The following is a 26393-nucleotide window of genomic DNA, read 5'->3' as shown; positions in this document are numbered from 1 at the left end:
CGTTCACCGCTGCTCCTCGCTGCTGTCGATACCGAAGACCTTCTCCCATGCGGCGGTGCCGGTGAGTTCCGCGTGCGCGGCCCGGTACCGCTGCCGCATCTCCGGCAGCCGCTCGGCGAGCTCCTTGCGCAGGCGCAGAGCCTCACGCAGCAGGCCGTACGCCTGGCGCGGGTCGCGTTTGCGGTACACCACGCCGCGTCCATCGGCGGTGGTGACGGTGACCCCGTCCACCTGGGACAGCAGGAACCAGCGCGCGTCCAGCGTGGGGACGTTCAACTGGGGCCGCTCATGGTGTTCCTCATGGGCCGGGCGCAGATTGTGCAGCAGGCCCTTGCCCAGCCGCACGATCTTGGCCAGCGGGTTGGCCGGCTCCCCCACCGCACCCACACCGATCCCGCTGGCCAGCGGAAGTTCGGTCGAGGACGGCAGGATCACCGCGTCCGGATACTGTTTGCGCAGTTCGTGTACCGCGCCCAGGGCGCTCGGCAGCAGTTCGAAAAGCCGCTGTGGGCCGGCCAGGAAATCGCGGATGGCGAGATTCTGGATCGCGACCGTCGAATATTCCAGGCAGAGCAGATGCTTGAGGGTGGCCTTGACCGTATTGGCGATCATGGCGCGCCCGTTGCCCGGCTGGTGCAGCGCGGCCACCACGAGCCGGTTGCGCAGATGGAAGTACGCCTGCCAGTCGATGGCGTCGTCTTTATCGCTCCACGCCATATGCCAGACCGCGGCGCCGGGCAGGGTGACCGTGGGATAACCGGCCTCCCGGGCCCGCAGCCCGTATTCCGCGTCGTCCCATTTCAGGAACAGCGGCAACGGCTGGCCGAGCTGTTCGGCGACCTGCCGCGGGATCACACACGTCCACCAGCCGTTGAAATCGACATCGATGCGGCGGTGCAGAAGTTTCGAATTGTCCCGGTCGCGCAGCGGGTACTTGGCGAAATCGTGGTCGTATTCCACGTTCGGCGCCGCCGACCACATGAAGATATTGCGGTCCACGACCTCGCCCATCACATGCAGATGGGAGCGTTCCTGCAGGTTGAGCATCTGCCCGCCCACCAGTACCGGTGATTTCGCGAAACGGGCGAAGGCCAGCGCGCGCAGGATCGAATCGGGTTCGATCTCGATATCGTCGTCCATGTAGACGATGAAATCGGCGCTGGTGGTCTTCAACGCCTCGTACATGACCCGGCTGTAACCGCCGGATCCGCCGAGATTCGGCTGGTCGTGGATGGCGAGCCGGTCCCCGAGCACCGCGGCGGCCTCGTCGAAACCGGGTTCGTCGACCACCTTGCGGGTGCCCTGGTCGGGAATGATCACGGCATCGATCTGCCGCAGGACCAGCGGATCGGCCCCGAGGGCCCGCAGCGTCTTCACCGCGTCGGTGGGGCGGTTGAAGGTCGGCATACCGACCGCGATCCGCCCCTGCCCGGGCGCTTCGACCGGCGCGTACCAGCCGCCGGAGACCAGCGTGACCGCGGTATCGGTGGTGATGTCGAACCACAACCAGCCGCCGTCCTCGAACGGAGCGAAATCGGCCTCCATCTCGACCGAAACCGATTCGGCCCCGGGCGCCACCGCGAACTCCCGGCCCTGTACATGGATCCGCGAGCCGTCGGCCTTGGACCGGTACAGGTCCACCCGGCCGTGCCCGGCCAGTTCCAGCCGCAGCACCACCGAGTCGAGCACGCTCCAGCGGCGCCAGTAGCTGGCCGGCAGCGCGTTGAAATAGGTGCAGAACGACACCTCGGATTCCGCGCCCACCGAGAGCGAGGTCCGGGTGGTGGCATGCGCGCGCCGCGCGTTGGTCGCCGATTCCTCCAGGTAGAGGGTCCGCACATCGAGTGGCTCACCCGGGCGGGGCAGGATCACCCGTTGCAGCAGTGATTTCGCGCGGGTAGCCGACACATTGTGCGCCAGTGATGCAGAGGTCATACGTCGTTGTTCTCCTCGGCCAGCGGCGCACCCGTCTCCAGATGCGGGCGCAGCACATTGTCGAACATGTTCAGCGCGCTCGCGATGGCCATGTGCATGTCCAGGTACTGGTAGGTGCCGAGGCGGCCGCCGAACAGGACCTTCGCCGTGGCGGTCTCCTGTTTGGCCAGCGCGCGATAGGCGGTCAGCTTCGCTCGGTCCTCGGGGGTGTTGATCGGATAGTACGGTTCGTCGCCGGTCTTGGCGAAACGCGAGTACTCGCGCATGATGACCGTCTTGTCCGCCGGGTAGTCCCGCTCCGGATGGAAATGGCGGGGTTCGATGATCCGGGTGTAGGGCGGGTCGGCGTCGTTGTAGTTCATCACCGAGGTGCCCTGGTAATCGCCGATGGGCAGTACCTCGGTCTCGAAGTCGATGGTGCGCCAGCCCAGCTCACCCTCGGCGTAGTCGAAGTAGCGGTCCAGCGGGCCGGTGTAGACGACCGGGGCATCGGGGTTCCGCGCGCGGAGCTCGTCGCGGACGTCGAACCAGTCGGTGTTCACCCGGACCTCGATCAGGTCACTGGCGGCCATGTTCTCCAGCCACTTCGTGTACCCCTCCTTGGGCAGCCCCTCGTAGGTGTCGTTGAAGTAGCGGTTGTCGAAGGTGTAGCGGACCGGGAGCCGGGTGATATTGCCGGCGGGCAGTTCCTTGGGGTCGGTCTGCCACTGCTTGGCGGTGTAATCGCGGACGAATGCCTCGTACAGCGGCCGGCCGATCAGCGAGATGGCTTTTTCTTCGAGGTTCTGCGCATCGGAGGTTTCGATCTCCGAGGCCTGCTCGGCGATCAGTGCACGCGCCTCGTCCGGGGTGAAATAACGTCCGAAGAATTGCGAGACCAGGCCCAGCCCCATCGGGAACTGATAGGCCTGACCTTTGTGCATGGCGAAAACGCGATGCTGGTATCCGGTGAACTCGGTGAACTGTGTGACATAGTCCCACACCCGCTTGTTCGAGGTGTGGAACAGATGCGCACCGTATTTGTGCACCTCGATACCGGTTTCCGGTTCGGGCTCCGAATAGGCGTTACCGCCGATATGCGGGCGGCGATCCAATACGAGGACTCTTTTGCCCAATAGATTGGCGCTGCGCTCGGCGACGGTCAGCCCGAAGAAGCCGGAGCCGACGACGATCAGGTCGAACTGTTCGTTGTTGTCTGAGTTACCCGGAGACGATGCGGCGGTCACGGGTGCCCAGCGTATCGGAAGCGTTTCCCGGCGCCAGTCGGAGTCGGGGAGTGGGCGATATCACCTGGTGAGGCGGCCCCCGCTCCGAACCTGCCGTGGATATGCGTTCGCCGGGGCGGGGAGGATCCCCGGCCCCGGCGAACGGGAGAATATCGAGTACCTGCCGTGGGGTCAGCGGTATCCGTAGGGGGCGGCCCCGTAACCACCGGCCACCGCGGGCATACGCGCCGCGTCTATCCACTGCTTCGTCGATCCGATCGCGGCCAGCACCAGAGTCAAGATGGCGAAGGCGCCACCGAGGAACATGCTGCCGCCGAGCGCGAAAATCGAGACGAGCACGAACGCGGTACAGCCGACGATCACCAGGATCCGCCCGGTATTGCTGCGCCGCAGCAGCATGATCCCACCCGTCAGCAGCATCAGCGACAGAACGGCGTAGACGATACCCCAGACGATGCCGATTCCTTCCATGCCGAAGTCGATATCGATATCGGTACCGCTACCACTACTGCTGGAGCTGCTGCTGCGCCGCCGGGCGCCGGTGGCGAGAGCGGCACCGCTGGTCAGCGCGCTCTCGGAGGTCGCCGCCGCGAGGAAGAACATCGACACGGCCAGGCCCGCGCTGGAGACGGCACCGAGCAACGCGAGAATTCCGGCGGTGATTCCGGTACCACCACCGGGCGCGGCCTGATATCCGTACCCACCGGGCGCCGGGTGGCCCGCGGCGGGATACGCCGGGCCGGGAGCGGGATAGCCGGGGCCCGGGTACGGAGCAGGCGCCGGGTAACCCGGCTGCTGCGGTGGCTGACCATACGGATAACTCACGGGACCTCCCCCTGTATCGTCATTTTCGGAAACCCTACCGCGCTCCGGACCGCACGTCGTGCCCCGCGCACTTCCACCCCCTGTGAAACACGAACGTCCGCATACTCGTTCGTGTGCGGACGCCGGATCACCGATCGGTATTCATTCGAGGTTGTGTTCGGCGTAGTACTTCATTGCATCCCGGACCAACTCCGCTGTGCCCGCACCGTGCCGATCGTAGTTGACCGCGAAACGTTCGTCGGCGACATACATTTCGCCGATCCCCGCGAATTCCTTCGCGCCCGGCCGCCGGCCCTGCCACCCGCCGGACATCCATTCGTAGTGCCGTGCGGTGATCTCCTGCACCTCCCGGCTCCCGGGAGTCAGCCTCGCCGCACGAGCACGACCGAAATCCGCGGCGATATCGGCCTGGGTCTGCTGGAATTCCTGCTTCTGCGCGGGGGTCAGCGAGCTCCACCATCGGTCGCCGCGCTCGTAGGCTTCCGTGCCCCAGCGTTCGATCACCTCGTCCTTGTACTGCGTGTGGTCGAATTCTTCGAAAACTTCCGCCGCCACGAGTCGTTCACCTCTTTCCAACTTGTCCAAAGTGGTGTGTACCGAGGCGATGCGGCGGTGGATCCGGTCCTGTTCCTGTCGCAGCAGTTCCAGCTGTGCGCGCAGCGCGGTGATCGCATCGCGTTCGCCTGCCAGGATCTGGCCGATCACCGGCAGGCCCACGCCGAGTTCGCGCAGCAGCAGAATCCGCTGCAGGCGGACCAGCGAGTGTTCGTCGTAATAGCGGTACCCGTTGGCCCCGATCCGGCTCGGCGGCAACAGCCCCAGCTGCCCGTAGTGGCGCAGCGTACGACTGGTGGTGCCGGCCGCCTTCGCCAGATCCTGGATGGACCATTCACCGTTGCGGGTTCCCGCGCCCACGACCTCCACCTCTTCCGTATCGCGTCGGTACCACCAGCGTGCAAGTTGACGCTACGTAAAGGTCAAGGCGTGCGCGGCGGATCACTACCCGGCCGGGGCCAGGTCGACCACCTCCACCCTCATGGGAATCTTGGGGGCACCGGGCGCGGCGGCCGGGTGGTCGGCGTTCCGTATCCGCGGCCCGCCCGACGGCACGGCTCGTCCCGCGTCCATCCGCCCCGGGATCGGAGCGGGGGTCCCGGCAGCACCGGCCCCGTCCGTGCTGCCCGGTTCGGCAGGCCCGACGCCGTCCGCCTTCATACCGGGGTCCACATTGCCCGGCGCGGATTCGTCGAGACCCGGCACCATCTGCATGAGCGTGGTGAAATCCACCACTTGGGTGCCCAGCTCCGGGGTGTAGACGATGACACCGTTCTCGTACAACCGGTAACTTCCGGCGTCCTCCGGCAGCGGCATCTCCGGCGTGACCGGCAGACCCACCACACTGCGCGCTCCGCCCATCTCCGCATAAGCGGTGTCGATGGGCGAGGGGGTCTCCCCCGGGGCGACGCCGGGAACCGGGAGGCTGCCCTCCGGGGTGCGCGGTACCGATCCGCCGAATCCGGGTACGGCACCTTCCGGCGCGCGGGATTTCGACCCCTCCGGAGAAAGCGGGATGCCAGGGGAGGACGGGGCCGGCGTGGTTTCCGGCAGCCCGGTCGTGATATCCGGGTGCGGTGGCGGCACGCCCGGTCCGGGCGTGACCACCGTGAGTTCGGCGAGCGTCGGCCCTACGTCGAAGGCCTGGATATCGGCCGGACTGCCGCCGTCGGGCGCCGCGGAGTATTCGGCCCGCAGGATGCGGCCCTCACGTAACAGCACTCGGCCCGCCGTAGCCTCGACCGCCGCGGTGGTGCGCGGATCCTCCTTCTCGGTGCCGTTGTAGACCTGGCAATCGGTGGTATCGCAGGTCTGGGCGTAGGGCCAGCGGGCCTCGGCCAGGGCATAGGAGCGGGAGGCGACGGCCTGCGCCTCGAGCGCCGCGGCCGACCAGCCGGCCGGCATCTCCGCCGGGACCACTCCGAGCAGATAGTCCTGGATATCCACCCGGTTGACCGTGCGCGCTTCCCCGTTCTCGGCCGCCACCCCCAGCGAACCGCGATACGCGCCCCCGTCACAGAGGGTGAGATGCTGATCGGCCGGGCGGGCCGGGTTGGGGTCGAGGGGATAGACCCACGGGTCGGCGACGGAGGTCTCCCAGAGCACCGCGCCGTCACAGCCTTCGGTGACCACGACATGCGCGCCACCGTCCGCCAGCGGTGTCAACCGGGCCGCTTCACCGGGCTGCAGTACCCGGCCGGCCACCCGCGCCCCGCTCTCGGCGTAAACAGCCAGGTCGGCACCGTCACGAGCCTGTAGACGAACCGAGACCGAGGCCGGGCCGACGGTGCCCCTCTCGGCGCCGGGGTAGTAGTACTCGAGGATCTGGTCGGCATTCTGACCGTTGCGCGCGTTGTGCAGGGCGCCGTGCTGGCTCAGGCCCCGACCGTGGCCCGGTCCGGCCTCGGCAACCATCCGGTATACCTCACCGGCAGGGGGCGCGAGCAGTCCCGCGCCGATGAGCAGAGCGGTCGCCCCGCAGGCCATCACCGGACCGGGTCTTGTTCTTCGCGCCCCCACGGAGGGCGGAAGAACTCGCTTTACCAGCGGGTTCCTCAGTCGCAGTGGAACTCTCGAACGAGTGGCGGTGTTTCGGTACGGCATCCAGACACTCCCATCGTTTGCCCGGAAGTTGTTGACTCGGCACGACGTCGGCATGTCGTTTCGACCGGCCACGCTCCGGGAGTTACATTCGAGCGATCAGGTAAGCCTCAACCTCAGGTTTAGATTGTGCCGAATGTGGCTAGTGTGATCCGTGAGACTCGAGTACGCAAGTGTGACTTGCTCACCGATCACTGGTTGCAACCCTGATTGGAGAAGCTCGTGCCCTACCGCAAACCGAAGCGTTCCTACGTCCTGCCGGTTGTCGCGATCGTTGCGGTAGCGGGTCCGATCCTCGCGCCGAGAATTTCGGTTCCGGACAAGTCGGCCGAGCAAGTGGAACTCACCGCCGTACCGCCCCAGCTCACCGAGCTGGCCCTGCGGAACGCCCCGGACACCCTGCTGCCACTGGGCGAACTCACCGGACTCGACCTCCCCGACCTGCGGCTGTCCGATCTACGCGCCCTGGGTCTGCCCGACCTCCCGACCGCCCCGGGACTCATCGCCGGCGGCGGCGGCGCGACACCGTCCGCGGATACACCCGCCCTCACCCCCGGCGTGATCCCCCCGGAATTCATCGACGCGGTCGGCGCCCAGGTCAAGGAACTGAGCCGGGAACAGCCGTTCAGCATGGTCGCGCTGACCGCTCCCGATCTGGCCGGCACCACGGTGATGGTCCGCGCCAAACAGTCCGACGGCAGCTGGGGTCGATGGTACGAAGCCAGCCCGATCGACGGCGCCGACGGGGTGGCGCCCGGCAACCCCGCGGGAACCGACCCGATCTACGTCGGCAACACCACCGCCGTGCAGGTACTGGTCACCCGGGAGCCGCGGCGCAACCCCGGCGGAGGCCCGGAAACCACTCCGGCCGCGGCAGGCGGCGAACAGCCACCTCCCGACCTCACCGCCATCCTGATCGACCCGGGCCGCGGCGCGGTCGACGACCAGCTCGAGAACATCGCCGCCGCCCTGCCCGGAGGCGGACCCCGGGTCATCACCCGTAACCAGTGGGGCGCCGACGAATCGATCCGCTGTCAGGAGCCGACCTACGACAACGGCCTGGGCGGCATAACCATCCACCACACCGCGGGCCGCAACGACTACAGCAGGGCGGAATCGGCCGGTATCGTCCGCGCCATCTACGCCTACCATTCGCAAACCCTCGGCTGGTGCGATATGGGCTACAACGCGCTGGTCGACAAGTACGGGCAGATCTTCGAAGGCCGCTACGGCGGCCTCGATCAGCCGGTTCAGGGCGCCCACGCGGGCGGTTTCAACGAGAACACCTCCGGTGTCGCGATCATGGGCGACTACCAGGTCGAACGGCCCACCGACGCCTCGATCGAGGCCACCGGCCGATTCGTGGGCTGGCGTGCGCGGATCGCCGGCCTCGATCCGCTCGGCTACACCACCATGTATTCCGAAGGCACCGAATACACGCCCTACGCGCTGGGTGAGGAGGTGCACCTGCCGATCGTCTTCGCCCACCGCGACGTCGGTAACACCAGCTGCCCGGGCGACGCGGCATACGCGCAGATGGACCGGATCCGCACCATCGCCTCGGGTGAAGTGAGCGGTGCCCCGTCCCCGCGCAGCCAGGCGAGCCGCTCGGATCTGGCGGCACTGGCCGATCTCACCTCGAAACTGCTGAGCATGGTCAACGAGAATCTGATCGCCAAATACTGGGTGTCCAAAGGTGGACCCGACGGCCCCCTCGGCCAAGCCGCCTCGGAACCGCTGCCGGCGACACAGGGCCAGCAGTACGCGAAATTCGTGAACGGTTACGTCTACACCGCACCGGACGGCCGGGCCTACGAGGTGGTCGGCAAGATCCTGGACCGGTTCCTGCAACTCGGCGGCGACGCGGGCGCGCTCGGTCTGCCGCTGAGCAACCCGTATCCGGTGGAGGAGGGAATGCGCGCCGATTTCCAGAACGGTTCGCTGGTCCTGAACCAGACCACCGATATCGTCACGACGTTCTGGAAAACCTATAACGACACTCATCAGGAACAGCTCGAGAGCGGTGCGGCACCGGGCAAAGCGGCTTCGAATCCGCTGCCCGGAGCGGCTCCGGCACCCGCGCCGGGACCCGCGGAGGCGATGTCGGCCGCACCGGAGAACGCTCCGAACCCGGCTCCCGACACAGCTCCCCCACCGGGACCCGGTATCGCGGAATCGACCCCTCCTCCGGCGGCACCCGGACCCGATCGAGCAGCCTCGGACGCCCCGCACTCCGTACCAGACGGCTTCCCCCCGGCACCGGACGCATCCCCTCCGATACCGGAGGCATCACCGGCGGTACCGGGCGCGGCACCGGACCCATCTCCGGAGATCCCCGCACCTTCCCCGCCCGGACCGGCGATCTCCTATTCCGCACCGCACCCACCCCTATCCGTACCGCACCCGCCCCCATCCGCACCGAACTCCGCGCCTCCGCCTCCGGCCCCTGAGCCACCGCCGGCCGCCGGCCCCGCCCGGTCGCCCGTACCCGGAGCAGCCGCCGCCTCGCCACCGGTTCCGGCTGCCTGATACGACACCGCGAACGCCCCGCTCCACATCGCTCACCGCGACAAGGAGCGGGGCGTCCGTGTATCCGGACCCGCACACCGACCCGTACCGCCGCACAGCCGCAGGCGAACCGGCCTCGCGGCGGCCGTACTACCGAGAGCCGCTCCGCTCCTGCGGCCACCAGCGTTCCAGCACCTGCGCCACCCCGTCCTCGGAATTCGTCCCGGTGATCTCGTCGGCCGCGGCCAGGGCCTCCGGGTGGGCGTGGGCCATGGCCACCCCGTGCCCCACCATGCGCAGCATCGGAATGTCGTTGGGCATATCACCGAAGGCGATCATCTCGGCCGGATCGATCCCGAGCCGGACACCGATGGTGCGCAACCCCAGCGCCTTGGTGACACCGGGGGCGGAGATCTCCACCAGGCCGTGATCGGTGGACCAGGTGATATCCGCTCGGTCACCGATATGGGCCGCCAGCGTGGCCGCCATATCGCCACTGCGCGCGCCCGGTAGCCGGATCAGCATTTTGATCGCCGGGGAATCGATGACCTCGTCGCGGGCCACCGCGGTGTCATCGGGGTTCAGCCAGGCGTGCTCGTACTGGGGCGAGCTGACGAATTGCGGGGTCGCCGCGTCGTGGGCGGTGGCGCCGACCCGCTCCGCGGCCAGTCCGCACCCCGGAAGCGCCTTCTCCGCTATATCGGCGAGCCAGCCCAGCGTCGCCACATCCAGCGCATGGGTGCCGAGCACCTGATCGGTGTCGGCGTCGTAGAGCACGGCGCCGTTCCCGCAGACACACAGCGGCGCGAAACCCAGGCCGGCGACCACCGGCGCGATCCAGCGCGGCGGGCGACCGGTGGCCAGTACGAACGGCACGCCGTCGGCGACCAGCGCCCCGACCACGGCCTTGGTGCGCTCCGTGACCCGCTCGTAGGGGTCGATCAGGGTGCCGTCCACATCGGAGGCCACCAGCTTGGGTCGGGTCTGCAGCGTTGCGGTCACCCGTTCCATTCTGCTGGGTGGCCTCACGCCCGCCGGGGGCGTCCCCGTCGTCGGGCGAACACGCAGCGAGCCGTCCATCGCGCATGCCCGGGCAACGCTCCCTATGATCAGGGGCTACACCTGATCGCGAGGGGAACGATGGCCGGCTTTCTGCTACGACGCGCACTCAACTACGTCGTGCTGTTGCTGCTGGCATCCTTCCTGACCTTCACCGTCGCCTCGCTGACCTTCCGCCCACTGGACAGCCTCGAACAGCGCAACCCGCGACCCCCGCAGGCGGTTATCGATGCGAAGGCCGAACAACTCCATCTCGACGATCCGATTCCGCAACGCTATCTGATCTGGATGTCGGGCGTCGTACGCGGCGATTTCGGCACCACCCTGGCCGGCCAGCCGGTGAGCGAGGAGCTCCCGCGGCGGGTGGCGGTGAGCCTGCGACTGCTGATTCTCGGCTCGGTGGTGGGCACTGTCCTGGGTGTTCTCATCGGCGCGGCGGGCGCGATCAGGCAATACAGATTCAGCGATTACTTCACAACCGTGATCTCGTTGCTGGTTCTGTCCACCCCGGTCTTCCTGCTCGCGACCCTGCTGAAATACGGCGCACTCGAGATCAACGCGATGGCCGGGCAGCAGGTGCTGCTGTATACCGGCGAAACCTCGGCCGGGCATATCGAAGGCCTCGGCGCGCAGCTGGTCGACCGGCTACAGCATCTCGTGCTCCCGACGCTGACACTGGCTCTCGGCGGAATGGCGGGATACAGCCGCTACCAGCGCAATGCCATGCTCGATGTGCTGCAGAGCGATTTCATCCGAACCGCCCGCGCGAAAGGGCTGACCCGGAGCCGGGCCCTGTACAAACATGGTCTGCGCACCGCCCTCATCCCCATGGCGACGCTGTTCGCCTACAGCCTGGGTGGACTGATCACCGGCGCGACATTCACCGAGAAGATCTTCGGCTGGCACGGGATCGGGGAATGGCTGGTGGATTCCATCAACGCGCAGGATGTGTATGTCGTGGTGACGATCACCGTCTTCGCGGGCCTGGTGGTACTGATCTCGGGATTGCTCTCCGACATCGTCTACGCACTTCTCGATCCTCGGGTTCGTGTGGGATGAGATTCGATCCGACCCGCCCGCACCCGGCCGGGCGCACAGATACCGATAGGGGGGCGCGATGACCGAAGCCGAGATAATCGTTCAGGGCGCACCGGAGGTCGCGGCATCGGGGCGGCGCAAACTCGTCTGGAAACGTTTTCTGCGCAACAAGCCGGCAGTGATCGGCGCGGCACTGCTGATCCTGCTCTTCGTCGCCGGTTTCGCGCTACCGCCCCTGCTGCCCTACGACTATCAGGACCTCGACTACACGGCGCTGCTGCAGCCGCCCAGCCCGCAGCATCCGTTCGGTACCACCCAGATCGGTCAGGATGTTCTCGCGCAAACGCTGCGTGGACTGCAGAAATCACTGATCATCGGCTTCTGCGTGGCCATCATCTCGACCACTATCGCCGCATTGGTCGGGGCGGTCGCGGGGCTGCTGGGCGGCTGGACCGACCGCGCCCTCATGTGGCTGGTCGACCTGCTGCTGGTGGTTCCGAGCTTCATCATCATCGCGCTGTTCGCGCCCCGCACCAAAGGCAGCGGCTCGATCCTGCTCCTGATAATCCTGCTCGCGGTATTCGGGTGGATGATCAGTGCGCGGATCGTACGTGGCCTGACCCTGAGCCTGCGCGACCGCGAATTCGTCCGGGCGGCCCGGTACATGGGTGCCTCGACACCGACCGTGATCCTCCAGCACATCGTGCCGAATATCGCCTCGATTCTCATCATCGACACCACCCTCACCGTCGGCGCCTCCATCATGGCCGAGACCGGTTTGAGCTTCCTGGGGTTCGGCGTACAACCGCCGGATGTCTCGCTGGGTTCGCTGATCGCCGCCGGCACCGATACCGCACTCACCTATCCGTGGACCTTCCTCTTCTCCGGCGGGCTGCTGATAACCACGGTGCTGTGCGCGAATCTGGTGGGTGACGGATTACGCGACGCCTTCGATCCGGGAGCCGCGCGCGCACGGTCGCGGCCCTCCCGGAAGGCCCGGCGGGCACAGCGGGCACAGCTCGGTGCACCCGCGGCGGGCCGGCGGAAATGACGGGAGACACGACGATGGCCCAGCCGGTCACGAACAGTCCGGATTCCAGCGTGTCCGGCCCGGACGCGCCCCTGCTCGAGGTCTCCGATCTGCGCGTGTCCTTCCCCAGCGAGGAAGGGCGCGTCGAAGCTGTACGCGGGGTGGACTATTCGGTTTCCGACGGTGAGGTCCTGGCGATCGTCGGGGAATCCGGCTCCGGTAAGTCGGTTTCCTCGCTGGCCGTCATGGGGTTGCTACCGGATCAGGCGCGGGTCACCGGATCGATCCGGTTACGCGGGCGGGAACTGCTCGGGCTCGACGACCGGCAGCTGTCCGCACTCCGGGGCAGCTCGGTGAGCATGGTGTTCCAGGACCCGCTGTCCGCGCTGACACCGGTGTACCGGGTCGGCGATCAGATAGCCGAAGCTCTGCTGGCGCACGGCGGTATGAGCAAGGCCGAAGCCGGAAAACGCGCGGTCGAACTACTCGACCTCGTGGGTATCGCCGACCCCGAGCTGCGGGCGAAGGCTTTTCCGCACGAATTCTCCGGCGGGATGCGGCAGCGGGTGGTGATCGCGATGGCGATCGCCAACGATCCGGCGCTGATCATCTGCGACGAACCCACCACCGCACTCGATGTGACGGTGCAGAAACAGATCTTGAACCTGTTGCGCAAGGCGCGCGATATCACCGGCGCGGGGGTCATCATGATCACCCACGACATGGGTATCGCCGCCACCCTCGCCGACCGGGTCGCGGTGATGTACGCGGGCCGGATCGTGGAGACCGCGGCCACCAGGGAACTCTTCACCACACCCCGGATGCCCTATACCGTCGGTCTGCTCGGGTCCATACCCCGGATGGACGGCCCCGCCCGGACACCGCTGATCCCCATCGTCGGAGCGCCGCCCGCCATGCACGCGCTGCCGCCGGGTTGTTCCTTCGCTCCCCGCTGCCCCGTCTCCGTCGAACTGTGCCGCCGGTCCGAACCACCACTCACCGAAACCACGGCCGGCCATCGCGCCGCCTGCCTCCGTACCGGCGAAGTGGGTACCGCGGAGCTGTTCGAGGCCTACCGTCGCGATATCTCCGAGCCCGACCACGCAGCGGCCCCGGATACCGAACCCGATGTGGTGCTGAAGGTATCGGACCTGGTCAAAACCTTCCCCATCACCTCCGGAGTGGTGTTCCGTCGCCGTAAGGGCGAGGTCAGGGCCGTCGACGGGATAAGTTTCGAGGTCCGTGCGGGACGTACCCTGGCCTTGGTCGGTGAATCCGGGTCCGGTAAATCCACCACGCTGGAACAGATCCTGGGCCTGGAGCGACCACAGGCGGGCACGATCGAGATCTTCGGTCGTGAGACCGGCGGGCTGACCAAAGCGCAGAAGCGTGAGCTACGGCGCAGGATGCAGATAGTTTTCCAGGATCCGACGGCTTCGTTGGACCCCCGGCTGCCGGTATTCGATGCCATTGCCGAGCCACTGCGCATCGACGGCCGCTCCAGAGCCGATATCGCCCGCCGGGTGCCGGAACTGCTGACCCAGGTCGGCCTGCGACCCGAACACGCCGACCGCTATCCCGCCGATTTCTCCGGGGGCCAGAAACAGCGCATCAGCATCGCCCGGGCGCTGGCGCTGGACCCCGAACTGCTGGTCCTGGACGAACCGGTCTCCTCACTGGATGTTTCCATTCAGGCCGGTGTGCTGAACCTGCTACGGGACCTCCAGGCGGACCGTGGCCTGTCGTACCTGTTCGTCTCCCACGATCTGTCGGTGGTACGCAATCTCGCCCACGATATCGCGGTCATGTACCGAGGCCGGATCGTCGAATGCGGTCCGGCGGAGCAGATCTTCGACGCGCCCCGGCATGCTTACACCAGGTCGCTGATCGAAGCGGTACCGGTTCCGGTCGTGGAGCGTGGTAAGGGTTCGGTGGCGAACTCCAGCAGGAAGGAAGTCTCATGAGGATTCGATCGGTCGGTATCCGCCTCGCGGTGCCGCTCGCCGCGGTCGGCTTACTGCTGAGCGGGTGCAGCGCGAACAGTACCGATGCCGGAGACGTGGCCATCGGCACCGAGAACCAGATCAATCCACGCGACCCGAGCGAACTCCGCGATGGCGGCAACCTGCGGTTGACGATCTCCTCGATGCCCGAAACCTTCAACCCCCTGCACGTAGACAGCGATCTGGACACCTCCGAGGTCGTGTCCTGGACCCTGCCCAGCCCGTTCCGGTCCGATGCCAAGGGTGAGTTGTCCGTCGATACAACATTCTTCACCGACATCCAGCTGACCGAGACCAATCCGCAGGTCGTCACCTACACCATCAATCCGGCGGCCGTCTGGTCCGACGGGACACCGATCACCTGGGAAGACCTCGCCTCGCAGGCACGCGCGCAGAGCGGGAAGGACCCCAACTTCCAGATCGCGTCCACCTCCGGTTTCGACCGGGTGGAAAAAGTGGAGCGGGGCGTGGACGACCGGCAGGCCGTGGTCACGTTCGACAAACACTATGCCGAATGGCAGGGCATGTTCGGCCTGCTGCTGCCGAAGGTCGCCACCGCCACGCCGCAGGCGTTCGACGATTTCTACCGCAGCGGTATGCCGCTGAGCGCGGGTCCCTTCCTGATCACGAATATCGACCGGGCGCAGAACCGGATCACTCTCGGCCGTAACCCGCGGTGGTGGGGAGATACGCCCAAACTCGACACCGTCACCTACAGCGCACTCGATATTCCGGCGCGTATCGCCGCCGTGCAGAACAACGAACTCGACTCCTCGGATATCTCCGGAATCGCCGAAGTGACCACCGCCCGGAACACCCCCGGGGTCCAGGTACTGCGGACACCGCTGCCGCGCTTCTCCCATTTCACCTTCAACGGTGCCCCGGGGTCCATCCTCGAGGATCCGGCGCTGCGGCGCGCGATCGCCAAGGGGATCGATCGCCAGGCCATCGCCTCGGCCACCCAGCTCGGTGTCGTAGCGGAGCCGAAACCGCTGAACAACCACATCTACATGGAGGGCCAGAAGGGGTATCAGGACAACGCCGGTGTCGTCGCCTACAACCCCGAACAGGCCGCCCGGGAACTCGATGAACTCGGCTGGAAGCTGAACGGAGACGTCCGGATGAAGGACGGGCGCCCGCTGGTTCTGCGCGACGTCATGTTCCAGCAGGATCTCTGGGTGCAGACCGCCAAGATCGCGCAGCAGAACCTGGCCGCGATCGGGGTCAAGCTCGAAATCGAAACCTACCCCGGCCAAGGACTCTTCACCGACATCATCGATCCGGGCAATTTCGATATCGCCCAGTTCAGCTGGCAGGGTAGCGTGCTCCCGCTCAGCGCCCTGCCGCAGATCTACGCGTACAACCCCGAGATGCCGCTGTCGAACAAGGGCCGCATCGGTTCGCCGGAACTCAACGCCCTGATCGAGCAGACCATCTCGGAACTCGATCCGCAGAAGGCGATCGAACTCGCCAACCAGGCCGACCGGATGATCTTCGAAGAGGTGCATTCTCTCCCCCTCACCCAGTCGCCGGGCACGGTGGCGCAGCGCGACGAGGTCGCCAACTGGGGCGCCTTCGGTCTGGCCTCGCCCGACTACACGAAAGTCGGCTTCCTGAAGTGATCTCCGGATCGGGCCATCCCCTGGCCTATCCGCTCGCAGTGACGACCGGCGCCCTCGCGATAACCTTCGCGTGGGCGCCGTTCGCCGATCCGGACCAGCTCAGCGCGCTGATCGTCGTGGGGGTGGCGATCGTGGTCTACACCGGTTACCAGCTCGCGGTGGCGTTCGGAACCGTTGCGTACGAGCTCCCCGCCGGCCGCCCGGTAGCGGTGCGGCGTGTACGCCAGGAACATCGGCTGCGGAGCAGGTCCTGGCTGGAACTGCGAGACGGCGGTAGGACGCACTGGTTACCGGTCTTCTTCACCCCCGAACTGGTCGGATTCATCGGGGGTACGGCCGAATTCGGCCGCCGAGGTATAACGGTCCGCGAGTCCCGCCCCGCAGCGGAAGACGCCGCGGCGGGTTCACCGCCGCGTTCTCCCGGCTCGGCAGTCGGCGAACCGGCGGATGCGGGCCGCGAGCTGCGGCTTCTCCCCGCGGGCCGGCTGTGCGGCGACGAGCCGCCCGGGCGGCTGCTCGACAACTCCTCGCGCCCGGATCCCGGCGCCGGCGCACGGGCGAGGACGGCGGCGAGAATCCGGCGCCGCCTGCTCCTCGACGCTCAGCCGGCGGTGGCCGCACCGTTCACCGGGTTGCTGTGGGTGTACGTGATGGGCGGCGGACTGCCCGCTTTCACCGGATGCTGTTGCGTCACGGCGGCGGTAGCGGTGTGGCTGTCGGCGATCCGCGGGTCGGACCCGAGCTGACCGCATATCCGAAGGGACGGTACGCGGTTCCACGCATATTTCGGCCCGATGGAACCGCACCGTGACCGTTGGCGTCGAAGTCAGCGGAAGTGGTCACCGCGCTCGCGGTGCCGACATCGGCCGAGTATCGGGGGTAGGGATGCGGCACGACCATCGCGAGACGACGACCACCGAGGGCGGCGGCACCTCCGCCCGGACGTTCGCCGCGCTCTGGGGCGGGCAATTGCTGTCACTGGCCGGTTCGAGCGCCGGATCGTTCGCGTTGGCCATGACCACGTATTCGGCGACGAAGAGCACGTCGGCCCTGGCCGCGACCACGGCTGCCGCCGCAATGAGCGGTATCTACCTGGCCCCGCTGGCGGGAGCGATTTCGGACCGTTTTCCGCGGCGCGGGGTACTGCTCGTGGGCAATATCGCCGCCGCGGGCACCGCCGCATCGCTGGCCTGGGCCACCGTCGCCTGGCAGGGGGCCGCGGCCTGGCTGCCGTTGGTACTCGCCCTCGTCGCTCTCTCCGGTTTCATCAACGCCGTTCTGTCGGTGACCATGGCGGCAACGGTTCGCCTGATGCGGCCGGAAGCGGACCTGACCCGAGTCAACGGTACGACCTCCCTCATCGAAAGTCTGCCCACCATCACCGGCCCGGCATTGGGAGCACTCGTCTACACCTCGGCCTCACCGGCGGCGGTGGTTGATCTGCGGGGCCGTCCTGCTCGGCACGCTGGCCGGCCGGATAACGCTGGTGCTGGTATCCATTCCGTGGTTGTGGATGCTGTGCGCTGTGGCGCGCAACGCTTCGGTGCAGCTGACGAACGCCCCGCTGACCGCGATATGGCAGGAACGCACACCCCGGGAATTCCAGGCCACCGTTTATCGAACCGTCTCCCGTGGGAGATCTCAGCGATTCTCAGTGCGGGATGGAGTCGATGAGCGCGCGGGCACCCTGACGCAGCAGATCGGAGCCGACGAAGAACCCCAGCGCCTGCGGATCCTCCGGCACACCCCAGTGGTGGGCGTCCAGCCAGCGGGTGCCGTCGAGGTCGAAAACCTTGCCGCGCAGCGAGAGCCGACCGGTGGGTTCGGTCACGCATACCCCGGCGATCGGCGAATTGCAGTGACCCTGGAGGGCGTGCAGCATGGCGCGTTCGGCGTCGGCCACCCGGCGGGTCTCGGCATGGTCGAGGCGCCCGGCCAGTTCGCGGACCTCGTCGTCGGTGGCGCGGCAGGCGAGCGTGAGAACACCGGCGCCGATCGGCGGGCACATCACCTCGATCGGCAGGATCTCGGTGATCCGGTCTTCGGAACCGATCCGGTGCATCCCGGCTACCGCCGCGATCAGCACATCGCAGTACCCGTCTTCGAGGCGTTGCAGCCGGGTGTTCATATTCCCGCGCAGCGGTTTCATCACCAGCCCCGGATAGTGCAGACGCAGCTGCGCGGCCCGGCGCACCGAACTGGTACCGACCACGGTCCCGGGTGGCTGTTCGGCCAGTGGCCGGCCGTCCTTGGTGATGATCGCGTCGCGCACATCGTCGCGGGCGGGGAAGCCCGCGAAGGCGATACCCTCGGGAATCGGGATATCTCCAGGGATGTCCTTCAGGCAGTGCACCGCCAGATCGGCTCGATCCTCGAGCAGCGCGTCATCGATCTCTTTGACGAACGCCCCTTTACCCCCGAGCTTCGCCAGATCCCCCATCCAGCGGTCACCGGCAGCGGTTACCTTGACCAGTTCGGTTTCCGCTCCGAACCGGGCCAGACCGTCCGCTACCCGTTCGGCCTGAGCTACTGCCATGGGGCTGGCCCGGGTCACGACCCGGATGATGCGCGAAGCCATGCGCCGACTCTACCGCCGCCGAATATCGCACTCGGCGGCGCGGTGGTTTCCGGATCAGCTCGCGGGTTCGTCGATCTTCCGGGAGCGCAGTTCGTGCCCCTTGGAGGTTTTGCACCGGCCCGATTCGAGATCCCACTGCCAGCCGTGCAGATTGCAGGTCAGCGTGTTGCCTTCCACCACACCGAATTTCGACAGGTCGGCCTTCAGGTGCGGGCACCGCCGCTGGATCTCCCAGCCGGCCACCTCTACCGAGGCCGAATCATCGTGCGCCTCGGAGAACCAGCCGTCGGCGTAGGCGATGCGCTCGTCGGTGAGGCATTTGAAGAAGGTGTAGAGGTATTCGTTGTAGCCGCCGATCCGCCATGCTTGGAAACGGGTGGACAGGAAAATGGTGTTCACCCAGTCCGGTTCCCGGTCGCGCAGTACGGTGCGCACCAGTTCCGGCGCGATCCGGAAACCGTAGCGGTACCGGCCCTCACCCGCGAGCGGGGCACGCACCGACCGCTTCGGGAAGTCCAGGACCACGGTCTCCTCCCCGATGACCAGACCCACCGGGTAGCCGATCCCGTCGCAGATCAGATCGCTCTGCGCCATGATCGGTTCGAAGAGCTCACGCAGCGGTTCGAGCAGCGGCTCCCCTTCGGCGGGCGCCCAGGTCTTCTTCTCCGCCACCAGTACCGGTGCCAGGCGCTGCGCCATCTTCTCGATATAGGCGGCCTTGTCGCTCCAGATGGTGGCCGGATCGTAGGGGTGGCTGAGCTCGAGTTCGGCGCCGCGTACATCGGCCACCGACCCCGGCACCATCAGCAGGCCGCGGTCGTGACCGTGCTCACGCATCTGTTCGAGGAAGACCATCTGGTCGGGGAAGATATTGCCCTCGTCACCGCGATCGTCGTTGAGGTAGCGCAGTTCGTCGTCGAGGAAAACCGGCGGGCCGGCCGAGGGAACAACCCAGGTGGCGCCCACCTGATCGATATAACTGCGCGCCCGGTCCATTCCGCGCTGCCGCTTCTGTTTGCCGAAATTCGATTTCGTGCGCGCCGGGATGTCATAGACCATCGGGTACCAGATGGCACCCGAATACTGCAGCAGATGGATATCGATCTTGCCGAAGGCCTCGTGCAGCACATCCATATCGACGGGCCGGGCGTCGTTCATATTGAAGCAGGTGGTTTCGCCGTCGGAGACCACCAGTCCGGAATCGCCGATGGGCCCGTCCGCGGGAGCACGCAACGCGACGATCATGATCTCCAGTTCGGCCGCGGGATCGCCGCCGCCGGTGCCCATGGCGCCGGTCACCGTGTGTTTGACCGAATCCTCGGTTTCGAAGAATTTGTGGAAACCGAGTTTCTCCAGCTCACGCCGCAGATCCGGCACCGGGTAGTCGGGCAGCAGGACGGTGGCGTCCTTGTTCACGTACTCGGCCAGATGCGCGGCGTCGAAATGATCGCGGTGCAGGTGGGAAACGTAGAGGAAATCGCAGTTGCCCAGTTCCTCCCAGTCGAGCTGGGTGTTGTCCGGGAAAGGAAACCAGGATCCGAAGTACGCGGGGTTCACCCAGGGATCGCAAAGAATGGTCCCGGCCGCGGTCCGGATATGGAATCCCGCATGTCCGACGCTGGTGATCTGCACGAGCTCGCTCCTCCTGACCGTTTACGGCCCTCCAGGGTAGTGGGTCAGGCCGAAATATCCCCGATGCAGTAGCCCTCGTCACCTTCGAAAAGGAGGAATGTCCGGTTCTGTGTGACCCCGGAGGCATTCGTCACCGGTACGTCCACGGCCATATAACCGACCGTGAGCTGCTCGGAACTGATCTGCTGATCGGTGAATCCGATGATTCCGGTGAGCGTACCCGGATCGTTCGCCAGCGGCGCGGAAACGGGCGCGCCGCTGCCCTCCGGATCCCAGGTGGCCGGCTCGGCCGGGCAGATCAGCGGATGATCGGCTTCCTGATCGGCGGGGTCGAGAGGCCGGCCGGTGAGGCGGGCGAGGTAGCGGCGCACGGTGTGGCGAGCGTCGGCGGCGTCGTAGCCGGGTTCCACACCCGCGGAGTACACGCGGCCACAGGCGTATCCGGAGGACACCTGGTGTTCCTCGACGGTGACAGTGGTCACCCCGTCCGTCCAGGTGAGCATCCCGTCCGAGGCCGCTCCCGGCTCGGCGAGAGCGCTCAGGACGGCATCGGGGTCGGCGTACATGTTCTGCACGGTGAGCGGTGGGATGGTCCAGCACTTCTGCTGCAGAACGGTGAGATCACCGGTACTCAGGTCGGCGGCGAAACGTTGCAGCGCGGGTACGGCCGCGGGCACCCCCGGTACCGCGCCGACCGGCGGCGCGTCCGCGGGCACCGGCGGCAGCGCGGGCTCGGGCGGGCTCACGGGGGTGGCGATATCCGTGGTGGTCCCGGGCTCCGGCGCCGAGCGCGCCGGCCCCGGATCGTCACCCGGAATCCCGGACACCGAATCGCACCCCGCGCTCAGCAGCATCCCGGCCGCCGCCAGCCCGGCGGCGACCGACCGGACCCGGCCCCGCCGCCCGGTCCGGGCGTTGCCCGGCACGTTCGCGGAAACCTCACGCCTCCGCCGCGATGCGGCAGCGCTGCCGGTTCGGCGCAACGGGACGGAGCGGGCGCGTTCCACTTCGACGATCACCTTTCCTGCGGTACATGCCTGTTCGACACCGGCCGGGCGAACCCCGTCCCGGAGACCGGGCGCACGGCGGGCCGGGCGCTGCCGATCATCATGGCAGCGACTACGCTAGCGGAATTGTGGAACCCGTCTACCGGACGATCATCGGCCTGGCCCGGACCGTCTTCTTCCTCCAAGGCCTGAAATTCACCGTCACCGGCGACGAGAACATCCCCCCCACCGGTGGTGCGGTCCTGGCGGTCAATCACACCGGGTACATGGACTTCACCTACGCGGGCCTGCCGGCGCGTACACCCAAGCGCTACATCCGGTTCATGGCCAAACACGACGTCTTCGAGAACAAGATCTCGGGCCCGATCATGCGGGCGCTCAAGCATATTCCGGTCGACCGCGCCGCCGGCGCCGACTCCTACCAGGCAGCGGTCGACTATCTACGCCGCGGTGAACTCGTGGGCGTCTACCCCGAGGCGACCATCAGCCGGAGTTTCGAGATCAAGGAGTTGAAATCCGGTGCCGCCCGGATGGCCCTCGAAGCCGGGGTACCAATCGTTCCGATCGTCATCTGGGGCGCGCAGCGCGTATGGACCAAGGGGCACCCGAAACGGCTGGGCCGGACCGGCACCCCGATATCCATCGCCGTCGGCGAACCGATCCAGCCGTACGAGCCCGCCGCCGATCTGACCGCCGAGCTGAAGGCGACCATGGAGCGGCTGCTGCACGGGTTGCAGGAGAACTACGTACACGAGCCCGGCGCTTACTGGGTTCCCGCCCGCCTCGGCGGTAGTGCCCCTACTCTGGAAGAAGCCGATGCCATGGACGCCGCCGAGGCGGCGCAGCGAGCCGCGGGAAGACGGTCCGACCCCGGTGACGACATCGGCGTGTAGCGCACGATCCACCGCGGGCGGGGAAGGTATCGGGAGCGGGTAGCGAGCAGGAGTCGCGATGGCGCGGGAACCGGTTTTCGACATACTGTCCGGGCTGGTGCGCGCGGTGCTCTTCGTCCAGGGTGTGCGGTTGGATATCCGCGGTCAGGAGTATGTCCCGCGCACCGGTGGCGCCGTTCTCGCCGTGAACCACACCTCGTATCTGGATTTCATGGAGGTCGGGGTGGTGGGTCGCCGATCCGGCCGGAACGTGCGATACATGATGAAGGCCGAACTCGAACACGGCATCGTCGGTTTCTTGATGAGACACTGCCGGGCCATCGGTGTCGATCGGGCATCGGGCGCGGAATCGTTCGGCCGGGCGGTGGCGGCGCTGCGGGCGGGTGAACTGGTCGTCGTCTATCCGGAGGCCACCATCAGCCGCAGCTTCGAATTGAAGGAATTCAAATCGGGAGCGGCCCGGATGGCGCTGGAAGCGGGTGTTCCGATCGTTGCGATGACCATTTGGGGAGCCCACCGCATCTGGACCAAGGGATTTCCGAAACAGTTGGGCCGCCACAACTTCCCGGTGCATATCCGGATCGGCGAGCCGCTGGTCACCACGGGTTCGGCGGAGGAGGTGACCGCCGCGCTGCGCGAGCGGATGGCCGGACTGCTGACCGCGGCCCAGGAGGGGTACCCGATGCCCGCGGGCCGGCCCTGGGTACCGGCCCGGCTGGGCGGCTCCGCTCCCACCCCGGAGCAGGCGGCGGTCCTGGAAGCCGAGGAATACGCGCGCCGGCGGATGCGGCGGCCCTGATCGACGGCCGTCCCGGTCCGGCGGTAACCCGCCCGGACGGCCCACCGGTGTGGTCTCACCACTTCGCGTGCCGGAGTCCGATACGGCCGCGGTCACGACCGAGCGGCGGGGGTCGGCCGGCTCGGGACGACGGCGCGGGTGTAGCCGACGAGATCGCCACGGCGGGCGGCCGAGATCCCCGGCAAAGGTGTGCGCCGGGGGTGACCGTTCCGTGCCGCGAGGCAGTCGATGTATAGCCATCTACCCATATCCACCAGCGCTGTTGACAGCTTACCCTAGGGGGGTATGGTAACTACCGAGAGTGGCGGTGCGGATACCGCCGCGACTCGATGGAATGGAGCATCGAATGAGTACGTCGACGAAGTTCGCCGGGTTCGCACTGGGACTCGTCGCGCTGTTCGGAGTCGCCCTCGGCGTAGGGGCGCTGGTCGGCACCTCCGACGGCGAGCCCGCACCACCCGACACCGCGGCCGGCGAACCCGAGCGGAAAACGGAGCCGACCGGCCTCACCGAGACCGCGGGTGGCTACCGGCTGGCTCTGGCCGAACCGATCACCACCGCCGCCCCCGACGCCACCCTGCGCTTCCGCATCGAGGACGCCGCGGGACAGGCGGTGACGCGGTACACGACCAGCCACGAAAAAGACCTGCACCTGATACTGGTGCGCCGCGATACCGCCGCCTACCAGCATCTGCATCCCACGCTCGGCGCGGACGGCACCTGGAGCACACCGGCCGGCCTCGAGCGCGCCGGCGACTACCGGGTCTTCGCCGACTTCGTCACCGCCGACGGACAGCCCTATACCCTCGGTACCGACCTGCGGGTGGCCGGCCGGTACGCCCCGAAGCCGCTGCCCGAACCCGCCACCACAGCGCGCGCAGGCGCCTACACCGTAGAACTGAACGGCACACTCGGCCGCTCGGACGAGCTCACGTTCACCGTTTCCCGCGCGGGCGAGCCGGTCACCGATCTGCAGCCGTATCTGGGGGCGTACGGTCATCTCGTGGCCCTGCGTGCCGCCGACCTCGGCTATCTACACGTCCACCCGGCCGGCCACCCCGGCGACGGAACCACCCCGGCCGGGCCGGGCGTCGCCTTCGCGGTGACCGCACCCGGCAGCGGCGACTACCGGCTGTTCTTCGAATTCCGGCACGACGGGGCGGTGCACCGGGCCGAATTCACCGTGCCGGTGCGCGCGATCGCCGCACCCGCGCAAACCCCCACCGAGTCCACCGAACACGGCCACTGAGAACCAGCCGACGGAGCGAAACCATGACCACCCGGACACCGCGCGATACCGCGCAGACCGAGACCCCGGCACAGACCGAACAGGTCGAACTGGTGATCGGCGGGATGACCTGCGCTTCCTGCGCGAACCGCATCGAGAGGAAACTCAACCGGCTGGACGGCGTCACCGCGACGGTCAACTACGCGACCGAGAAGGCGCGGGTCCACTATCCCGCCACGCTCACCCCGGCCGACCTGGTGACCGTGGTCGAACAGACCGGGTACACCGCCGTGCTACCGCAACCGCCCGCCGCGGAACCGGAGGAGGCCGAACCGCCGGACCCCGCCGCGGCGCTGCGCACCCGGCTGCTGATCTCGCTGGTGCTGACCGTGCCGGTGATCGCCATGGCGATGATCCCGGCGCTGCAGTTCACCAATTGGCAGTGGCTGTCGCTCACACTGGCAGCCCCGGTCGTGGTGTGGGGGGCGCTGCCCTTCCACCGGGCCGCGTGGACGAATCTGCGGCACGCCACGGCCACCATGGACACATTGGTCTCACTCGGCACGCTCGCCGCGTTCGGCTGGTCGCTGTACGCGCTCTTCTGGGGTACGGCCGGAACCCCGGGGATGACCCACCCGTTCGAGTTCACCATCGCCCGGATGGACGGCACCGGCAGCATCTACCTCGAAGCCGCGGCCGGGGTGACCACCTTCATCCTGGCCGGCCGGTATTTCGAGGCGCGTTCCAAGCGCCGCGCGGGGGCGGCGTTGCGCGCGCTTCTCGAACTCGGTGCGAAGGAGGTGTCGGTACTGCGCCGGACCGGCGGCGGGGACGACTGGACCGAGCAGCGGATACCGGTCGAGCAGCTCGCCGTCGGTGACCGTTTCGTGGTGCGGCCCGGTGAGAAGATCGCCACCGACGGCGTCGTACTCGACGGTGTGTCGGCGGTGGACGTCTCCATGCTGACCGGCGAATCGGTACCGGTGGAGGTGGGACCGGACGATACGGTCACCGGCGCCACCGTCAATGTGGGTGGCCGGCTCACCGTCCGCGCCACCCGAGTGGGCGGCGACACCCAGCTCGCCCGGATGGCCCAGCTGGTGGAAGACGCGCAAACGGGTAAGGCCCGGGTTCAGCGGCTGGCCGACCGGATCTCCGGAGTTTTCGTACCGATCGTGATCGCCCTCGCGGTGGCCACCCTCGGTTTCTGGCTCGGCACCGGAGGTTCGGTGGCCGCGGCGTTCACGGCCGCGGTGGCGGTGCTGATCATCGCCTGCCCGTGTGCGCTCGGCCTGGCGACCCCGACGGCGCTGATGGTCGGTACGGGCCGCGGCGCCCAGCTCGGAATCCTCATCAAGGGCCCCGAGGTATTGGAATCGACCCGGCAGGTGGACACCGTGGTGCTGGACAAGACCGGCACCGTGACCACCGGCAAGATGGCGCTGCTCGACGTGGTCACCGCGCCCGGCGAGACCGCCGAGGAGGTGCTGCGGCTGGCCGGCTCCCTGGAGGACTCCTCGGAACATCCGATCGCCGCGGCCGTCGCCGCGGGGGCGCGGGAGCGCCTCGGCGCACTGCTGCCGGTCGAAAGTTTCCGCAACCACGCCGGCCTCGGGGTGGAAGGCATCGTCGACGGGCACGCCGTGATCGTCGGCCGGACGGGGCTGCTCGCCGACTACGCACTGCACCCGGATCCCGAGCTGCTCGCGGCGATGCGCGCCGCGGAAGCCGAGGGCCGGACAGCGGTGGCGGTCGGCTGGGACGGCCGGGTACGCGGTGTCCTGGTGGTCGCGGACACCGTGAAGCCGACCTCCGCCGAAGCCGTTGCGCGGCTGCGCGACCTCGGCCTCACTCCGATCATGCTCACCGGCGACAACACCGCCGCGGCAACCGCGATCGCCCGGCAGGTGGGGATCGACGAGGTGATCGCCGAGGTGCTCCCGCAGGACAAGGTCGCGGTGATCGAACGGCTACAACGCGAGGGCGCGACTGTGGCCATGGTCGGTGACGGCGTCAACGATGCCGCCGCCCTGGCACGGGCCGATCTGGGCCTGGCCATCGGCACCGGTACCGATATCGCCATCGAGGCCGCCGACCTCACCCTGGTCCGGGGCGATCTCACCGCCGCACCCGATGCCATCCGCCTCGCCCGGCGCACCCTGGGCACCATCAAGGGCAACCTGTTCTGGGCCTTCGGCTACAACGTGGCGATGATCCCACTGGCCATGGCCGGTCTGCTCAACCCGATGCTGGCCGGTGCCGCCATGGCGTTCTCCTCGGTTTTCGTGGTGGGCAACAGTCTGCGACTCCGTGGTTTCGAACCCACGCGCTGAGGGGTCGCTCCGCACCTTCCGG

General features: G+C 67.5%; 20 protein-coding genes. 11 read left to right on the top strand and 9 right to left on the bottom strand.

The window, feature by feature from the left end; genetic code table 11:
- Nucleotides 1–3 precede the first annotated feature (3 nt).
- The 5 genes from ACYR7D_RS06845 to ACYR7D_RS06825 all read right to left on the bottom strand — a co-directional run bounded on the left by ACYR7D_RS06845 (nucleotide 4) and on the right by ACYR7D_RS06825 (nucleotide 6527).
- Entirely contained in the window at nucleotides 4–1935 is a 1932-nt protein-coding gene (locus ACYR7D_RS06845) for a glycosyltransferase (protein ID WP_459548781.1), read from the bottom strand.
- Entirely contained in the window at nucleotides 1932–3161 is a 1230-nt protein-coding gene (glf, locus tag ACYR7D_RS06840; RefSeq protein WP_459548780.1) for a UDP-galactopyranose mutase, read from the bottom strand. The genes ACYR7D_RS06845 and glf overlap by 4 nt, the downstream gene beginning before the upstream one ends.
- Nucleotides 3162–3332: 171 nt before the next feature.
- Nucleotides 3333–3986, bottom strand: a complete 654-nt coding sequence (locus tag ACYR7D_RS06835) for a hypothetical protein (protein WP_459548779.1) — start codon at nucleotides 3984–3986, stop codon at nucleotides 3333–3335.
- Nucleotides 3987–4127: 141 nt separating this feature from the next.
- Nucleotides 4128–4901 carry a MerR family transcriptional regulator gene (locus tag ACYR7D_RS06830; protein WP_459548778.1) on the bottom strand — a complete coding sequence of 258 codons (774 nt, stop codon included), beginning with the start codon at nucleotides 4899–4901 and terminating at the stop codon, nucleotides 4128–4130.
- A gap of 84 nt (nucleotides 4902–4985) precedes the next feature.
- Nucleotides 4986–6527: an LGFP repeat-containing protein gene (locus ACYR7D_RS06825; RefSeq protein WP_459550055.1), complete on the bottom strand. Its 1542-nt coding sequence runs from the start codon at nucleotides 6525–6527 to the stop codon at nucleotides 4986–4988.
- 336 nt (nucleotides 6528–6863) lie between these two features.
- Here ACYR7D_RS06825 and ACYR7D_RS06820 point away from each other — a divergent pair, with 336 nt between their 5' ends.
- Nucleotides 6864–9170 (top strand): N-acetylmuramoyl-L-alanine amidase, encoded by a 2307-nt coding sequence (locus tag ACYR7D_RS06820; protein ID WP_459548777.1) that lies wholly within the window; start codon nucleotides 6864–6866, stop codon nucleotides 9168–9170.
- Nucleotides 9171–9299: 129 nt separating this feature from the next.
- On the opposite strand, the gene ACYR7D_RS06815 is transcribed toward ACYR7D_RS06820, so the two are convergent.
- Entirely contained in the window at nucleotides 9300–10160 is an 861-nt protein-coding gene (locus tag ACYR7D_RS06815) for an HAD family hydrolase (protein ID WP_459548776.1), read from the bottom strand.
- Nucleotides 10161–10289: 129 nt separating this feature from the next.
- On the opposite strand from ACYR7D_RS06815, the gene ACYR7D_RS06810 reads away from it, so the two are divergent.
- The 6 genes from ACYR7D_RS06810 (at nucleotide 10290) to ACYR7D_RS06785 (ending at nucleotide 17575) form a co-directional block, all read left to right on the top strand.
- Nucleotides 10290–11267, top strand: coding sequence for an ABC transporter permease (locus tag ACYR7D_RS06810; RefSeq protein WP_459548775.1), 978 nt, complete (start codon nucleotides 10290–10292; stop codon nucleotides 11265–11267).
- Nucleotides 11268–11325: 58 nt separating this feature from the next.
- The gene (locus tag ACYR7D_RS06805; protein ID WP_459548774.1) at nucleotides 11326–12297 is read left to right on the top strand and encodes an ABC transporter permease; all 972 of its coding nucleotides are present in this window, start codon (nucleotides 11326–11328) and stop codon (nucleotides 12295–12297) included.
- Between the two features lie 14 nt (nucleotides 12298–12311).
- Nucleotides 12312–14240, top strand: a complete 1929-nt coding sequence (locus ACYR7D_RS06800) for an ABC transporter ATP-binding protein (RefSeq protein WP_459548773.1) — start codon at nucleotides 12312–12314, stop codon at nucleotides 14238–14240.
- Nucleotides 14237–15901: an ABC transporter family substrate-binding protein gene (locus tag ACYR7D_RS06795; protein WP_459548772.1), complete on the top strand. Its 1665-nt coding sequence runs from the start codon at nucleotides 14237–14239 to the stop codon at nucleotides 15899–15901. Before ACYR7D_RS06800 ends, ACYR7D_RS06795 begins: the two co-directional genes overlap by 4 nt.
- A complete protein-coding gene (locus ACYR7D_RS06790) occupies nucleotides 15898–16647 on the top strand; it encodes a hypothetical protein (RefSeq protein WP_459548771.1) in 750 nt (249 codons plus the stop codon). Before ACYR7D_RS06795 ends, ACYR7D_RS06790 begins: the two co-directional genes overlap by 4 nt.
- A gap of 61 nt (nucleotides 16648–16708) precedes the next feature.
- On the top strand, nucleotides 16709–17575 hold the full coding sequence (locus ACYR7D_RS06785; RefSeq protein WP_459548770.1) for an MFS transporter: 867 nt from the start codon (nucleotides 16709–16711) through the stop codon (nucleotides 17573–17575).
- On the opposite strand, the gene hemC is transcribed toward ACYR7D_RS06785, so the two are convergent.
- Genes hemC through ACYR7D_RS06770 form a run of 3 tightly spaced genes read right to left on the bottom strand, consistent with a single transcriptional unit; the run spans nucleotide 17553 to nucleotide 21130 of the window.
- Nucleotides 17553–18479, bottom strand: coding sequence for a hydroxymethylbilane synthase (gene hemC, locus ACYR7D_RS06780; RefSeq protein WP_459548769.1), 927 nt, complete (start codon nucleotides 18477–18479; stop codon nucleotides 17553–17555). The genes ACYR7D_RS06785 and hemC overlap by 23 nt on opposite strands.
- Before the next feature lie 54 nt (nucleotides 18480–18533).
- Entirely contained in the window at nucleotides 18534–20111 is a 1578-nt protein-coding gene (locus tag ACYR7D_RS06775; RefSeq protein ID WP_459548768.1) for a Rieske 2Fe-2S domain-containing protein, read from the bottom strand.
- Between the two features lie 44 nt (nucleotides 20112–20155).
- Entirely contained in the window at nucleotides 20156–21130 is a 975-nt protein-coding gene (locus ACYR7D_RS06770) for a hypothetical protein (RefSeq protein WP_459548767.1), read from the bottom strand.
- A gap of 116 nt (nucleotides 21131–21246) precedes the next feature.
- On the opposite strand from ACYR7D_RS06770, the gene ACYR7D_RS06765 reads away from it, so the two are divergent.
- The 4 genes from ACYR7D_RS06765 (at nucleotide 21247) to ACYR7D_RS06750 (ending at nucleotide 26371) form a co-directional block, all read left to right on the top strand.
- On the top strand, nucleotides 21247–22011 hold the full coding sequence (locus ACYR7D_RS06765; RefSeq protein ID WP_459548766.1) for a lysophospholipid acyltransferase family protein: 765 nt from the start codon (nucleotides 21247–21249) through the stop codon (nucleotides 22009–22011).
- A 58-nt stretch (nucleotides 22012–22069) separates the two neighbouring features.
- Nucleotides 22070–22810: a lysophospholipid acyltransferase family protein gene (locus ACYR7D_RS06760; protein WP_459548765.1), complete on the top strand. Its 741-nt coding sequence runs from the start codon at nucleotides 22070–22072 to the stop codon at nucleotides 22808–22810.
- A 346-nt stretch (nucleotides 22811–23156) separates the two neighbouring features.
- Nucleotides 23157–24059, top strand: a complete 903-nt coding sequence (locus tag ACYR7D_RS06755) for a hypothetical protein (protein WP_459548764.1) — start codon at nucleotides 23157–23159, stop codon at nucleotides 24057–24059.
- A gap of 23 nt (nucleotides 24060–24082) precedes the next feature.
- Nucleotides 24083–26371: a heavy metal translocating P-type ATPase gene (locus ACYR7D_RS06750; RefSeq protein ID WP_459548763.1), complete on the top strand. Its 2289-nt coding sequence runs from the start codon at nucleotides 24083–24085 to the stop codon at nucleotides 26369–26371.
- The last annotated feature ends 22 nt before the right edge of the window (nucleotides 26372–26393 follow it).

It is taken from the genome of Nocardia sp. X0981, from assembly GCF_977089955.1.
Note: the sequence above shows the minus strand (reverse complement) of the source record. Positions and strands in the feature narration are given on the sequence as shown.